This window comes from Kitasatospora sp. NPDC053308 (assembly GCF_055585785.1).
The window spans coordinates 24570-38374 of sequence record NZ_JBVJJY010000003.1 but is presented as its reverse complement, the minus strand read 5'-3'; the positions used below and the strand labels follow the sequence as shown (position 1 = coordinate 38374).

Below are 13805 nucleotides of genomic sequence, written 5' to 3'. Positions count from 1 at the left end.
CGCCAGGTCCGCACGCGGAACACGGGGTCCGGGGGTCGCTGGATTCGGGGGGAGGCCGGTCGCCTCCGCCCGTCCTGCCGCCGGTCGTCGGCGCGTCACGCCCCTCGATGACCGGAATCGGCTGCGGGGCCCGCGGCGAGGCAATCTTGGACCGGTTCCGGACGCACCGTCAATCACCGTATTCGGTCGGACCGCTCCTCACCTGGGGTGTCACATCCGCGATGGCCGATTCGTCTCAGGAGTGGAAGCCGATCATCGCGATCGCAGGTCGCTACCACCGAAACGGAGGCCACCAGTGGCTACGCGGAAGGTCAACGAATCCCTGACCCGGGTCGGACCGGGCACGCCCATGGGCCGGATGCTCCGCGAGTACTGGCTTCCGGTGATGCGCAGCGAGCGGCTGGCCGAGCCCGGCGGCGCGCCCGTCCCGGTCGAACTGCTCGGCGAGAAGTACGTGCTGTTCCGCGGCGCCGACGGCCGGGTCGGCTGCTTCGACGAGGCCTGCCCGCACCGCGGCGCCTCGCTGGCGCTGGCCCGGAACGAGGACTGCGCGCTGCGCTGCGTCTACCACGGCTGGAAGTTCGACGTCTCGGGCAAGGTGCTGGCCACCCCCTCGGAGCCCGAGGACGGCGGCCGGTTCGCCTCCCGGGTCTCGCTCAAGCACCACCCGGTGGTGGAGGCCGGCGGCGTCATCTGGGTGTGGCTCGGCGGCACCGGGCGGGAGCCGAACGCCTTCCCGGCGTTCCCCTTCACCAAGCTCCCGGCCGAGCAGGTCTTCGCCACCGTCGCGCTGGTGGACTGCAACTGGTTCCAGGGCGTCGAGGCCGACATCGACTCGGCGCACGTCTCCCTGCTCCACGAGACCGAGGCCCGCAACGGCCCGCTGCGCGACCTGCTCGACGACACCGCCCCGCGCGACGAGATCGACGAGCAGCCGTACGGGCTGCGCTACGCCGCGATCCGCTCGCTGTCCTCCGGCGACTCGCTGGTGCGGATCAAGCCCTTCGCCATGCCCTGGTACACCGTGGTGCCCGAACTGCCCACCGGTGACCGGCTCTGGCACGCCTGGGTGCCCGTCAACGACCACCAGACCATCATGTGGTACCTGTGGTGGAACGAGGACAAGCCCGTGGACCCGACGTACTTCGCCGAGCAGTTCGGCCTCGACCTCGACCGGCTCAACCCGGACAACATCCGCGAGGGCTACACCCGCGAGAACGCCTGGGGCCAGGACCGGGCCGCGATGGCCGAAGGCCGCAGCTTCTCCGGCATCCGCGGCCTGGTGCTCCAGGACGTCGCCGTGCAGGAGAGCATGGGGCCGATCGTCGACCGGACCATCGAGAATCCGGGCAAGAGCGACCGCGGCATCGTCCGGGCCCGCCGCTACATGCTGGACGCCCTCGATGCCCACGCCAACGGCGGGACACCGCCCGGGCTCGGGCCCGACGCCGACTACGGCAAGGCGACCTCCGCCAACATGGTCGTCCCGGAGGGCACCGACTGGCGCGACCTGGTCTCCTGAGCCCGGCCCGCTCAGCCCGCACGGTCACCCACCCGTCAAGCCACTCGGAGGAGGATCTGTCATGGCCCACGTGCTGTCCATCTCGGGAAGTCCGTCCGCGACGTCCCGCACCACCGCCCTGCTGCGCCACCTCGACGTCCGTCTGACCGCCCACGGCCACCGGGTGACCCCGCTGGAGGTCCGGTCGTTGCCGGCCGAGGCGCTGCTCGGCACCGACCCCCGGCACCCCGCCATCGCGGCGGCGGCCGGACTCGTCGAGGCGGCCGACGGGATCGTGGTCGGCACGCCCGTCTACAAGGCCGCCTACTCCGGTCTGCTGAAGTCCCTCCTCGACCTGCTGCCGCAGTACGCGCTCGCCGGGAAGGTGGTGCTGCCGCTGGCCACCGGCGGCACCACCGCGCACGTCCTGGCGGTCGACTACGCGCTGCGTCCGGTGCTCAGCTCGATGGGTGCCGCCCAGGTGACCCCCGGCTGGTTCACCCTCGACCGTGAGATCACCGTGCGGGAGGACGGCACGGCGGCGGTCGCCGAGTCGGCCGCCGACGCCCTGGCCCAGGTCACCGACCAGTTCTCCGTCGCCCTCGGCGGACGCGCCGCGCTGTCCGCGGCCTCCGCCTGAGCCCGCCCCTCGTCCCCCTTCCGTTGGAGTACCTGTGAAGCGCTGGTCCACCAAGGACTTGGAAATCCTCCGCCCGGCGGCCGACGGCCGCCCCGGTGACGGCATCCTCACCTTCACCGACCGCTACTCGGTGTACGACTTCGGCGTGATGCCGGACGAGATCCCCGGCAAGGGCATCGCCTCCGCCACCATGGCCGTGCACTCCTTCGGGCTGCTCGAGGCCGCCGGCGTTCCGACCCACTTCGTGGAGCAGGTGGACGAGCGCTCCCTGCGCATCCGGCTGCTGGACATCGACCTCCTGGGCCGACGCGCCGCGACCGGCCCGGCCGGGATGATTCCGCTCCAGGTGGTGTACCGCAACGCGCTGCCGCGCGAGTCCTCCGTCCACCGCCGCACCGCCGCCGGCACCCTGGACCCGACCTCCGTGCCGCCGTACGGCGCCGCCGGGGCGCCCTGGCTGGCCTCCCCGATGGTGGAGTTCACCACCAAGTTCGAGGAGACCGACCGCTTCGTCACCGCCGAGGAGGCGGCCCTGGTCGGGAGGGTCCGCCCCGGCGATCTGGCCGGGATCGTCGAGCTGACCCGCACCGTGGCCGGGGTCCTGACCGCTCACGCGGACGCGGTCGGACTGCGGCTGGCGGACGGCAAGGCCGAGTACGGCTTCGACGAGCACCGCCGTCCGCTGCTGATCGACCACGTCGGCACCCCGGACGAGAACCGCTTCTACTTCCACGGCACCCCGGTCTGCAAGGAACTGCTGCGGCTGCTCCACCCCGGGCTGCGCGACCAGGTGCAGGCGGCCGTGCGCAACGGCACGCCGCGCTCCGAATGGCCGCGTCCGGAGCGGCTGAGCGACCGGCTGGTGACGGCCACCGCCGAGGTCTACCAGGCGCTCACCGCGTTGTGGACCGGCGGCCGCCCGGACACCCCGGACCCCGGGCAGAGGCTGACCGCGGCGGTCGAGGAGTTCCACGCCGCACTGCCCGCACCGCAGTTGCTGGAACGGGTCGGTCTGGTCGGGGCCGCGGGCAACTAGACTACGGGACATGGAGGTTGGGGAGGTGGCCGAGCCGGAGCAGGTGGCCGCAGCGCTTCGCCGCGCCGGGGTCGGAGCCGACGGTTCCACGCGCCGCAGGGCGTCGTACTCCGGCGACGCCACGCTCCACCGGATCGTGCCGCTCGCCGTCGCGTTCCCGGGCAGCGCCGAGGAGGTCGTGGCGGCGCTGGAGGTCTGCCGCTCGCTCGGCGTTCCGCTGGCGGCCCGGGGCGCCGGTACGTCGACCGCCGGGAACGCGGTCGGTCCCGGCGTCGTCCTGGCCTCCTCCCGCCACCTCGACCGGTTGCACCGGACCGACCCGGAGGCCCGAACGGCGCTGGTGGACCCGGAGTCCGGGCCGGCGCCGCCGTCCGGGCAGCCGACGGCTGTCGCGGGACCGGCGGGGAACTTCGGCGCCGAGCGCGGCCACGACGAGACCAGCGCGCAGGTCGCCGACACCTCCCTGCTGCCCGCTGTCCGCGCCGCCGGGCCGGACACCCGCCTGCTCGCCGACGGCTTCTCCGGCCGCACCCGACTCGACCAGCTCGCCCACCGCGAGAGCCTCCACCTCGCCGAACCACTGGACCGCCGATGACCACCAAGCGCCCCCTGCTGATAGGCACCGTCACCCTCGACTACCTCCACGAGGGACCGGTCGGCCGCGCCCTGCCACCCGCGGCACTGCGCTGGGGCGGAGTCATCCACAACGTCGCGTGCGCGATGGCCGCCCGCGGCAGCGACCCGCTGTTCCTCACCGCCGACTACACCGGCGACCTCGCCCCCGCCGTGGACGCACACCTCGCCGCCCACGGCGTCGACCGGATCGCCCTGCCCGTCCGGACCCCGCTCCCGCTGTTCGAGGCCCAGCTGGTCGACGGCTCGGTCGTCGACAAGCACTTCGTCGGTCAGGACGCGCTCGACCTGCTCACCCCCGAACTGCTCGGCACCCGCCCGGAGTTGTTCGACCAGGCGTCCGTCATCGTCTCCGGCACCGACGGCCACCCCGCCACCCTGGCCTGGCTGTGCGCCACCGCCCGCGGGCGGGGCATCCCGTTCTGGCTGCTCTCCGCCGACCCGACCGAGGTGCACAAGCTGGTCCCCGAGGGCGAGCAGGCGACCTTCGTCTCGCTCAACGCCCGCGAACTCTCACTCTGGGCCGGCACCGAGCCGGCCGACCCGGCCGACCTGCCCGAGCACGAGGCGATCTCCGCCGCCCGCAAACTCGTCCCCGCCGACGGCCACGTCCTCGTCACCCTCGGCCCCCTCGGTTCCGTCCTCGTCCCCGGGGACGGCGGCGCCCCGCTGCACCAGCCCGCGCCCACCGTCGACGGGCAGCCGCTCACGGTCGGCGCCGGCGACATCCTGTTCGCCTGCCTCCTCGCCGCCCGGCTCGCCCCCGCCCCCTGGCCCGAGGCGCTCCGGGAGGCCGCCGCCCTCACCACGGCGTACCTCGCCACGTCGTCGTACGCCGCCCTGCGGTGTTAGGGCGTGTCTGACAATTCGCGTCGGATCGGCGCGCGGCATTGGGGTGCGTGCACCGCAAGGCGGAGGCTGGGGGCCATCGGCGACCGACGACAACGCGGCGAGGTGCGTGCCCTGGGGGTCCCTCCCGGCCGAAGGCTGGGGGAGCGTCGCGCGCCCGGCGGGAATCGTCGGACACGCCTTGGGACTGCGCTGGCCGAACACCTCGTCCTCGCTGGTCGGGTCGCCGTCCTGCACCCGCCTGGCAGGGCGCCGGAAAGGCCTCTCCACACGCCCCGCCGGGCACCGCGCCGGCGGGCAGGGCGCGTTCAGGCCGCCGATGGTGTGGAGGACGAACGGCTCGGTACGCCTCGTCCCCGCGGTCGTCGCGCAGTTCGTCGACTCCGGCCCTCCCCCGCCCCGCCCGCCGCCCTCGGTCCGCTCCGGCCCTCCCCCGCCCCGCCCGCCGCGCCGCCGCCCTCGGTCCGCTCCGGGCGTCACCGGCACGTGGGCAGGACGCGCGAGGAGGACGCCTGAGCAGGACGCGCGAGGAGGACGCCTGACGAAGGCTCCCCAGGACGACGCCTGACGAGGGTGCCCACCAGGCTCGCCACCGTCACGGTGTCGAAGACGAAGGCGACCGCCGAATCGGCCGACACGGTCCGCCGCATCCCCCGCGACGTCACGTTGACGTCGGTCGCGCCGAAGGCCGTCATGACCGACATGGCGAAGTACACGTAGTCGGCCCAGGCCGCGGTCCCCTCCCCGGGGAACTCGAGCGCCTGCTCGTTCTCCACGAGGTCGTCGGCGTCGAAGGCGACCGCGAAGGGCGCCATCACGCAGACCCGGGCGTCGGCGACCAGGACGAGGGTGACCGTCACCGGGTCGGATGTGCGGCGCGGGCCGCCCGCCGCGTCCCGCGGGAGCGGGCGACGCCTCGTTCCGGGCCGGGGGGAGGACCCGGAACGAGGCCGTGGCGGGCTTCCCTCCGGGGCCATCGGGTCACCGCCGCGCCGTCCAGTGTCGGGGCCGCCCCCAGAGCGCCGCTAAAGCCCTGGTGAAGCGGGCCGGTACGGCGGCGGGCCGGGCGGCCGGCGTGCTTCGCGCGGCACCGCCCGGGAGAACCGGCCGCGCAACTTGCTGCCACCGTCACCGGATGTCGGCGCACCTCCCGGTGCGGCGATGCTGGGGCGTGGCCTGTCGACACCGCGGCCACCAGCCGATCCGGGTGAGGAACCGCCATGACCATCGAGAGCACCGCGATCGTCGGCGCCGGGCTGGACCACGGGCTGCTCGGTCACGCCACCCAGCACCTGATCCACTGCCCGCCCTCCTGGGACCACTACCTGCTGGAGGCGCCGAGCGGCGGCGAGGAGCGGTTCCTGCTCACCGGGGACGCGCCGAGCACCCACCCGCTCTTCAACGACGGGCCGGGCCACTTCCACGACCCGCAGCTGGTCACCGAGGCGGTCCGGGAGATCGGCGAGTTCGTCGGGCAGCAGTACTTCGGCGTGCCCGCGGACCGGCCCGGCCTGTTCTACCGGGTCGGCCTCGGCGTGACCGAGGTGGCGGCCTGGCGCGCCGGGCGGGGCCCGGCCCGGATGACCACCGAACTGCGGGCCACGCCCGCCAACACGGTCAACGGGGTGCCGCGCGGCATGGACTTCCACCTGGAGGTGTCGCTCGACGACGTGCCGTGCGCGACGGGCACGGCGAGCCTGGTCTTCGTCATGCCCGGGCTGCACCGCAAGCAGCTCGCGCACAGCCGGTGGGCGGTGCGGGCGGCGCCCGAGCTGGCGGACGAGCCGGACGGCCCGGTCCGGCCGGTCGAACCCGGCGCGGTCGGCCGCGACTCGGCGGGGAACGTGGTGGTGAGCCAGCCGACCCAGTCCTCGCGGGGCCGGCTCAGCACGTGGGTCCTGCCGCACCGGGACGACCCGGCGCTGGGCGCCACCGCGGACGGCCACCTGAGCGGCACGCTGCTGATGGAGTCCCTGCGGCAGGCCTCGGTGCTGACCGCCGGGCGCGCCGTCGGGCTGGTCCCCGAGCGGGCCATGCTGGCCGCCTGTGACGTGCACTTCCGCGGCTACGCCGAGGCTGACCTCCCGGTGCGCTGCGCGACCGTCCCCGAGACGATCGGGCGGGACGCGGCCGGGCGGCCGAGCGTCCCGGTCACGCTCACGCTGACCCAGAACCGGAGAACGGTGGCCGAGGCACGCACCACTGTGGTGCAGGACTTCTGACCCGGCGCCGGCCGGCGGGTCGCCGTCACCGCCGGGTACGCGGCGGCAGAGAGCACGGGGGGTGGGCCCGGTGAGGTTCCGGATCCTGGGACCGATGGAAATCGAGGGCAGTGGGGGCCCCGGGGTCTCGCACACCCCGCAGGCGGCCAAGCTGCGGGTGGTGCTCGGCACCCTGCTGGTCCGGGCCAACCAGGTGGTGTCGGTGGACAGCCTGGTCACCGAACTGTGGCAGGACGAGCCGCCGCGCACGGCCACCTCCACCCTGCACGTCTACGTCTCGCAGTTGCGCAAGCTGCTGGACGCCGTCGACCCCGCCCGGGGCCGGGAGCTGCTGCGCACCCAGCCCCCGGGCTACCGGCTCTCCCTCGCACCGGAGCTGCTCGACCTGTCCGTGTTCGAGGAGCTGCACCGGCTCGGCCGGGAGGCACTGGCCGACGGCCGCTACCACAGCGCCGCCGACCTCCAGCGCCGGGCCGTTGCGCTCTGGCGCGGCCCGCTGCTCTCCGACACCCCGCACGGGCCGCTGCTCGAAGGGGCCGCCGCCCAGCTCGCCGAGGCCGGCGCCGCCGCCCTGGACCAGCGGATCCGGGCCGACCTCGAACTCGGCCGACACCACGAGCTGATCGCCGAACTGCGGTCGCTGGCCGCCGAGCACCCGCTGCGCGAGGAACTGCAAGGCCATCTGATGCTGGCCCTGTACCGGGCCGGGCGGCAGGCCGAGGCGCTGCGGTCCTTCACCGAGCTGCGGAAGCTGCTGGTGAACGAGCTGGCGGTCGAACCCGGTCCGCCGTTGCAGCGGCTGCACCGGCGGATCCTGGCCGGTGATCCCGGGCTGCTGCTCACCGCCGCCGGGGGCGAGGAGCCCGCGGCCGACCGGAAGGGCGCGCAGGGCGCGGTGCCGCTCGACGTCCCGGGCGGTGCCGCGCTGCCCCCCGCCGATCCCGTCTTCACCGGCCGCGACGTCGCGCTCGCCCGGGTCGAGGAGCTGCTGCGCAACGGCCCGGCCGGGTCGTTCGTCGCGGTGGCGGGGCAGCCGGGCGTCGGCAAGACGGCGTTCGCCCTGGAGGTCGCCCACCGCTGCGGTCCGGCCTTCCCGGACGGCCGGCTCTTCCTGGACCTCCAACCCGAGCCGGGGCACCCGCTGCCCGCCACGAAGGCGATCTCCACGCTGCTCCGACGGCGCGGGGTGCGGCTGGCGCACGGCGCCGGCGCGGGCGAGCTCCGCGACGCCTGGCAGGAGCAGTTGACGGGCCGCCGGTTGCTGCTGGTGCTCGACAACGCCGACTCCGAGGCGCAGCTGCGACCGCTGCTGCCGACCACCGCCGGGAGCAGCGCGATCGTCACCGCCCGTCGGCTGCCCGCCGGGCTCGGCGGCATCCGGCCGGTCCTGCTGGACGCCCTCGACCCGGAGGAGGCCCGGGCGCTGTTCGCCGCGGCGGCGGGACCGGAGCGGGAGGCGGCGGAGCCGGCCGCCGTCCGCGAACTGCTGGAGCTGTGCGGCCGGCTGCCGCTGGCCGTCCGAGTGGTGGCCGCCCAGTTGACGGCCCGCCCGCACTGGAGCGTCGCCTCGCTGGTGGACCGGCTGCGGGACGAGCGGTTCCGGCTCGGCGAGCTGAAGATCGGCGAACTCGACGCCCGCGCACCGCTGTTGCGGGCGTACCAGGACGCCCGGCCCGAGTTGCGGCAGGCCTTCCGGCTGCTCGGGCTGCTGCCGGCCGGCCCGTTCGGGCGCGCGGCGGCCGGCGCGGTGTTCGGCCGCTCCCCCGCCGAGACCGCCCGGCTGCTGGACGGGCTGGTCGACGACCGGCTGCTGGTCGCCGCCGACCGGGCCGGCTACCTGGTCCCGGAGCTGTTGCGGGTGCTGGCCGTCGAGCGGCTCACCGAGGAGGAGAACCCGCAGGACATCGGGGACGCGATCGAGCGGCTGTGCGCGGAGTACGCCCGCGCGGCCGAGCGGGTCGTCGCCGTACTGACGCACGCCCGGCCCTGCGGGGACGCGCCGCCCGAGCCCGCCGGCTGGTTCACCCGGGAGCGGGAGGCGCTGGTCCGCGCCGTCCGGCAGGCCCACGGGGCCGGCCGGCTGAGCGCCGCCGTACGGCTGGTGGCGGCCTTGGACGGCCACCTGGAGACGCACGCCGCGTGGGGCGCCTGGGCCGAGACGCACGCGCTCGCGCTGGACGCGGCCCGGCGCTGCGGCGACCGGGCGGCGGAGGTGCGCACGCTCCGCTCGCTCGGCGACCTCGCCTGGCAGCAGCGGCGGTTGGCGGAGGCCGAGGAGCACTACGGGCTGGCCCGCCGGATCGCCGAGGAGACCGGCCACCGGGCGGAGCTGAGCCGGGCCCTGGCCGGCCTGGCCGAACTGCGGATGGACGCCGGGGACGGCACCGCCGCGCAGGAGCTGCTGACCGCCGCGCTCGCCGCCGACCCCGAGCCGGCCGACCGGCGGGCCCGGTTCGAGGTGCTGCGCGCTCTCGGGTTCCACGCGCTGGCGGGCGGCGACCGCGCCCGGGCGCGCACCCGCTTCACCGCCTGCGTGGACCTCGCCCGCGCCCTCCATGACCGCCGGCTGGAGTCCTTCGCCCGCCGGGCCCTGCGCAGCGCCCGGTCCGACCCCGGCCACCGGCTGGAGGTCCGTCCCGGCGTCTGGCGGCTGCACGAGCCCCGTCCGCAGCCCGCGCCGGCCCTTTAGCCGGCCTTAAGCGGGACCGGCGACGGTGGTAGGACCAGGACCCGTGGCGGCTCAGGCCTCTTGGCGGGCCGGGGCCTCGGCGGACCGGGACCCCCGGCCGATCGGGGCCCTGGTGGACGGGGAAGCGCAGGACGGGGGGCGGGGAGTGCCGGCAACACGAGAGGGGTGGCGGTCGGTCCGGGCGGCGCAGCCTTCGCTACGCTCCACCGGAGCCGTCGAACTGATCGGACGTGAGCGCGAACTGCTCGCCCTGGACGCCCGGTTGGCGGACCGGTCGCTACGGCTGCTCACCCTCACCGGGCCCGCGGGGGTCGGCAAGAGCCGGCTCGCCGCGGCCGCCGCGCCCGCGGCCGCCGGCTTCACCGCCGCCCGGTCCGTCGACCTGGCCGACGTGACCGGGGAGCGCCTGCCGGAGGTCGTCCGGCGGGAGGCCGCCGCGCCGCGGCCGACCGACGACGGGAACGGCCGGCTGCTGCTCCGCCTCGACACCTGCGACGGCCACGGGCGCGCGCTCGCCACCGCCGTCGCCGAGGTCCTCGCCGCGCAGCCGGACCTGGTGGTGCTGGCGACCAGCAGGTCGCCGCTGGGGGTGTCGGGCGAGCGACTGCTCCCGGTCCGCCCGCTGCCGGTGCCGGAGGCCGCCGCGGCGGCCGAGGACGAGCCGGACGCGCTGCTCCGGCTCCCCTCCGTCGCGTTGTTCGTCCGGCGGGCGCACGACATCGACCCCGACTTCGCCCTGACCACCGAGAACGCCGCCGCGGTCGCCGGGATCTGCGCCCTGCTGGAGGGGCTGCCGCTCGCCCTGGAGCTGGCGGCCCGGCAGCTGCGGCTCTACTCGGCGGAGGCCCTGCACGCCCGGCTGCGCCAGCGCGGCGCACTGCTCGGCGGCGGCCCGCTCGACATGCCCGAGCGGCACCACTCGCTGGCCGCGCTGGCCGCCTGGAGCCGGCGCGGGCTGCAGCCCGTCCAGCGCGCCCTGCTGGAACAACTCGCCGTCTTCGAGGGAGGGTTCGGCCTCCCGATGGCCGAACGGGCCGCCCCGGCCGGGGGCGCCGCCGTCGAGACGGCGCTGGAGGTCCTGCTGGACCGCCACCTGCTCACCGTGACCGGCAAGGAGGAGGGCGAGCCCCGCTTCGCGGTGCCCGAGCCGATCCGCTCCGCCTGTCTGGCCGAACTGGCGGACAGCGGCCGCGCGGACGCGGCCCGGGACCGCCACGCCGAGGCGTTCCGCCGGCTGCTCACCGCCGTCGAACCCCGGCTCACCGGCAGCGAGCAGGACCACTGGCTGCGCACCCTGGCCGGCGAGGGCGACAACCTGTCGGCCGCGCTGCGGCGGCTGCACGACCGCGGTGACACCGAGGGCGCCGCCGGGCTGCTGCTGGCCTGCCGCCGCCCCTGGCTGCTGTCCGGGCGGCTGCGCGAGGGCCGCGACTGGTGCGACCGGCTGGGCTCCGACCGCTCCCTGCCCGAGCCGCTGCGGGCCCGGCTGACCGATCTCTGCGGCCGCTTCGCGAACGCGCTCGGCGATCCGGAGACGGCCGTCCAGCGCCACCGCCTCGCCCTGGAAGCCGCCCGCCGGCTCGGCGACCGCCGGCAGGCCGCCGCCGTCTCCGCCCGGCTCGGCGCCGCGCTGCTGCGGCTCGGCGACCACACCGCCGCCGAGGCCGCGCTCGCCCCCGCCCGCGAGGTGCTCGTCTCGCTGGGCGCCGCGCACCTGGCCGCCGGGGCCACCGTCGACCTGGCCCGGGTGCTGCGCGCCCGCGGCGAGCAGCGCAAGGCCGCCGCTCTGCTGGAGGAGGGCCTGGCCGCGCACCGTCGGCTGCGGCACAGCCAGGGCGTCGCCGACGCCCTGGGCGAGCTCGCGGCCGCGGCCGCGGAGGCGGGCGACCCGGCGGCGGCGGACGGCGCGCTGCGGGAGAGCCTGCGGGTGGCCGACGCGCTCGGCGACCGGGCCGGACTGCCCGGCACCCTGGAGCAGTTCGCCCTGCTGCTGGCCCGCACCGCCGCCCATCAGCAGCCCCGGGTGCTCCGGCTGCTCGCCGCCGCCGGGGCGCTGCGGCGGGCACTCGGGAGCCGCCCGGACGAGGCGCGGCGCGCGGCGCTGGCGGAGGCCACCGCCGCGCTGCGTGCCCGGCTGAGCCCGGCCGACTTCGCCACCGCCGAGGACGAGGGCCGCCGGCTCACCCCGGCCGGCGCGGTGCTGGAGGCGCTCGCCGCGCCCGTGCCGGCGGCCGGGGCCGATCCCGTCGATCCCGTCGATCCCGCCGGGCCCGCGCGCCGGCCGTTGACGCCGCGGCAGGTCCAGGTCGCGATGCTGATCTCCGAAGGGCTGACGAACCGGCAGATCGCGGCTCGGCTGAAGATCTCGGAGTGGACGGTGGTCAACCACGTCCGCGAGGTGATGCGTCGGCTCGGCTGCTCCTCGCGGGTGCAGGTCGCCTGGTCGGTGAGCCGGTGGTGACCGGTGACCGGCGGCCCGACCGGCCCACGCCGCCCGGGCGGGCCCCGGGGCAGGCCCTCGCGCCCGAGACGCTCGCCGCGATCCGCCCACCCGGGGACGTGGCCGCCCGGTTCCGCGAGGCCGGGTGGTGGCGTGACGAGACCTTTCTGCACGACCTGTACCGGACGGCCGCGCTCGACCCCGAACGGCCCGCGATCGTCGCCCACCGCCGCCACCGGGCCGCCGGGCACCGCACGGTCACCGTCGGCTACGGCCGGCTGGCGCACACCGTCGACCGGTTCGCGGCCGCGCTGCGCTCGCTCGGGCTGGCCGAGGGCGACCCGGTCGCCGTCCAGCTGCCCAGCCGGTGGGAGACCGCCGCCCTGCTCCTGGCCTGCCTGCGGGCCGGCACCCCGGCCGTCCCGGTGCTCCCGGCCGTGCGGGCGCACGGGCTGGAGCGGATCCTGGCCGCCTCCCAGGCCCGGGTCTGCGTGGTGCCCGACCGGTGGGAGGGCTTCGAGCACGCGGAGGCACTGGCCGAGATGGCCCCCCGGCTGCCCTGGCTGCGCCAGCGGGTCGTCCTGGGCGACGCCGCGCCGACCGGGGCGCTGGACTTCGACGGGTACTTCCGGCGCGTCCCGCACGAGCGCGGCCGCCACGGCGACGGCCTGGCCCTGGGCGCCGACCGGGCCGACCGGATCGGCCTGATGGTCACGGTGATGGGCCTGGGCGACCGCTACACCGCCACCCTGCACACCCCCAACACCCTCTACGCGAACGTCGTCCCCCGCCGCCCGGCCGGCGGGCCGGGGCCGGAGCGCGGCGAGGTGATCTACTCCTCGCTGCCGCTCACCTCGCTGGCCTCGCTGCTGTTCACCGTCTACTGGCCGATCGCGCTCGGCGGGACCGCCGTCTTCCAGGACGTCTGGGACCCGGGCACCTGCCTGGACCTGATGGCCGAGGCCGGGGCCACCCTGGCGTACGCGGGCCCGGACCACTGGTCGGAGGTGCTGTCGGCGCAGCGGGAACGGCCCCGGCGGCTGGAGGCGCTGAGCCTGGCGCTCTCCGGCGGGCGCACCCGCACCTCCGCGCCGCTGCTGGCCGAGCTCCCGGCGGCCCTGGGCGCCCCGGTGCACGCGGTGTGGGGGTCACCGGAGGTGGGCCTGGGCACGGTCGCCCGGGGCGAGACACCCGCCGAACGCGCCGGCGAGAGCGACGGGCGCCCGCTGCCGGGGCTGGAGCTCTCCGTCCTGCCGGCCGGTCCCGGCCCGGTCGGCGCGCGGGAGCCGGCTCCGCTCCTGGTGCGCGGTCCCTCGGTCGCCGCGGCGGTGTGGCGGCACGGGGACCCGGCCCCGGTCGTCCCCTGGGAGCAGGACGGCTGGCTGGACACCGGGGACCTGGGCCGGGCGGACGGCCTCGGCGGGGTCGAGGTGCTGGCCCGGGCCGGTGAGCGGGCGGGCGGCATCTTCATGGTCCCGACGGCGGAGGTCGAGGAGGCGCTGCTGACCCACCCCCGGGTGGCGGAGGCGGCGGTCGTGGACTACCTGCACGAGGAGCACGGGGAGCTGCCGTGCGCGGTGGTCGTCCCGACGACGGAGGCGGAGCCGCCCGGCCTGGTCGAGCTGCGCGAGCACCTCGCCGCGCGGGGCGTGGGCGCGGGATTCCTGCCCACCCGGCTGGAGTTGGCCCGCGCGCTGCCCCGGGACGACCACGGCGGCGTCCGCAAGGAGGCCCTGCGCGGCTGGCTGACCACTCTCCGCCCGGGCACCCCGCGCACCCTCTGAACCCGGAGGCG

At 76.5% G+C, this 13805-nt stretch carries 10 protein-coding genes; 9 read left to right on the top strand and 1 reads right to left on the bottom strand.

Going from position 1 to position 13805, the window contains the following annotated elements; genetic code table 11:
• Nucleotides 1–295: 295 nt before the first annotated feature.
• From ACZ6Y7_RS08235 to ACZ6Y7_RS08215, 5 genes are all read left to right on the top strand, one after another.
• Nucleotides 296–1522, top strand: a complete 1227-nt coding sequence (locus ACZ6Y7_RS08235) for a Rieske 2Fe-2S domain-containing protein (RefSeq protein ID WP_465757043.1) — start codon at nt 296–298, stop codon at nt 1520–1522.
• A gap of 61 nt (nt 1523–1583) precedes the next feature.
• Nucleotides 1584–2141, top strand: a complete 558-nt coding sequence (gene ssuE / locus ACZ6Y7_RS08230) for an NADPH-dependent FMN reductase (RefSeq protein WP_465757042.1) — start codon at nt 1584–1586, stop codon at nt 2139–2141.
• Nucleotides 2142–2175: 34 nt separating this feature from the next.
• Complete coding sequence (locus ACZ6Y7_RS08225; protein ID WP_465757041.1) at nt 2176–3177, top strand: phosphoribosylaminoimidazolesuccinocarboxamide synthase; 1002 nt, start codon at nt 2176–2178, stop codon at nt 3175–3177.
• A 10-nt stretch (nt 3178–3187) separates the two neighbouring features.
• Nucleotides 3188–3772: an FAD-binding oxidoreductase gene (locus ACZ6Y7_RS08220; RefSeq protein ID WP_465757040.1), complete on the top strand. Its 585-nt coding sequence runs from the start codon at nt 3188–3190 to the stop codon at nt 3770–3772.
• Entirely contained in the window at nt 3769–4662 is an 894-nt protein-coding gene (locus ACZ6Y7_RS08215) for a carbohydrate kinase family protein (protein WP_465757039.1), read from the top strand. Before ACZ6Y7_RS08220 ends, ACZ6Y7_RS08215 begins: the two co-directional genes overlap by 4 nt.
• Nucleotides 4663–5135: 473 nt before the next feature.
• Here the strand turns inward: ACZ6Y7_RS08215 and ACZ6Y7_RS08210 are convergent, their stop codons facing one another.
• Nucleotides 5136–5519 carry a DUF1345 domain-containing protein gene (locus ACZ6Y7_RS08210; RefSeq protein ID WP_465757038.1) on the bottom strand — a complete coding sequence of 128 codons (384 nt, stop codon included), beginning with the start codon at nt 5517–5519 and terminating at the stop codon, nt 5136–5138.
• Between the two features lie 360 nt (nt 5520–5879).
• Here ACZ6Y7_RS08210 and ACZ6Y7_RS08205 point away from each other — a divergent pair, with 360 nt between their 5' ends.
• The 4 genes from ACZ6Y7_RS08205 (at nt 5880) to ACZ6Y7_RS08190 (ending at nt 13794) form a co-directional block, all read left to right on the top strand.
• Nucleotides 5880–6881 carry an AfsA-related hotdog domain-containing protein gene (locus ACZ6Y7_RS08205; RefSeq protein ID WP_465757037.1) on the top strand — a complete coding sequence of 334 codons (1002 nt, stop codon included), beginning with the start codon at nt 5880–5882 and terminating at the stop codon, nt 6879–6881.
• Between the two features lie 94 nt (nt 6882–6975).
• The gene (locus ACZ6Y7_RS08200; RefSeq protein ID WP_465757036.1) at nt 6976–9570 is read left to right on the top strand and encodes an AfsR/SARP family transcriptional regulator; all 2595 of its coding nucleotides are present in this window, start codon (nt 6976–6978) and stop codon (nt 9568–9570) included.
• A 145-nt stretch (nt 9571–9715) separates the two neighbouring features.
• Nucleotides 9716–12031: a helix-turn-helix transcriptional regulator gene (locus tag ACZ6Y7_RS08195; protein WP_465757035.1), complete on the top strand. Its 2316-nt coding sequence runs from the start codon at nt 9716–9718 to the stop codon at nt 12029–12031.
• Nucleotides 12028–13794: an AMP-binding protein gene (locus ACZ6Y7_RS08190; RefSeq protein ID WP_465757034.1), complete on the top strand. Its 1767-nt coding sequence runs from the start codon at nt 12028–12030 to the stop codon at nt 13792–13794. The genes ACZ6Y7_RS08195 and ACZ6Y7_RS08190 overlap by 4 nt, the downstream gene beginning before the upstream one ends.
• Nucleotides 13795–13805 lie beyond the last annotated feature (11 nt).

Bases quoted from the DNA above. Each gene is read 5' to 3' on its own strand.
- ssuE (WP_465757042.1), top strand. From the start codon at position 1,584: ATGGCCCACGTGCTGTCCATCTCGGGAAGTCCGTCCGCGACGTCCCGC.
- ACZ6Y7_RS08220 (WP_465757040.1), top strand. From the start codon at position 3,188: ATGGAGGTTGGGGAGGTGGCCGAGCCGGAGCAGGTGGCCGCAGCGCTT.
- ACZ6Y7_RS08215 (WP_465757039.1), top strand. From the start codon at position 3,769: ATGACCACCAAGCGCCCCCTGCTGATAGGCACCGTCACCCTCGACTAC.
- ACZ6Y7_RS08205 (WP_465757037.1), top strand. From the start codon at position 5,880: ATGACCATCGAGAGCACCGCGATCGTCGGCGCCGGGCTGGACCACGGG.
- ACZ6Y7_RS08200 (WP_465757036.1), top strand. From the start codon at position 6,976: ATGGAAATCGAGGGCAGTGGGGGCCCCGGGGTCTCGCACACCCCGCAG.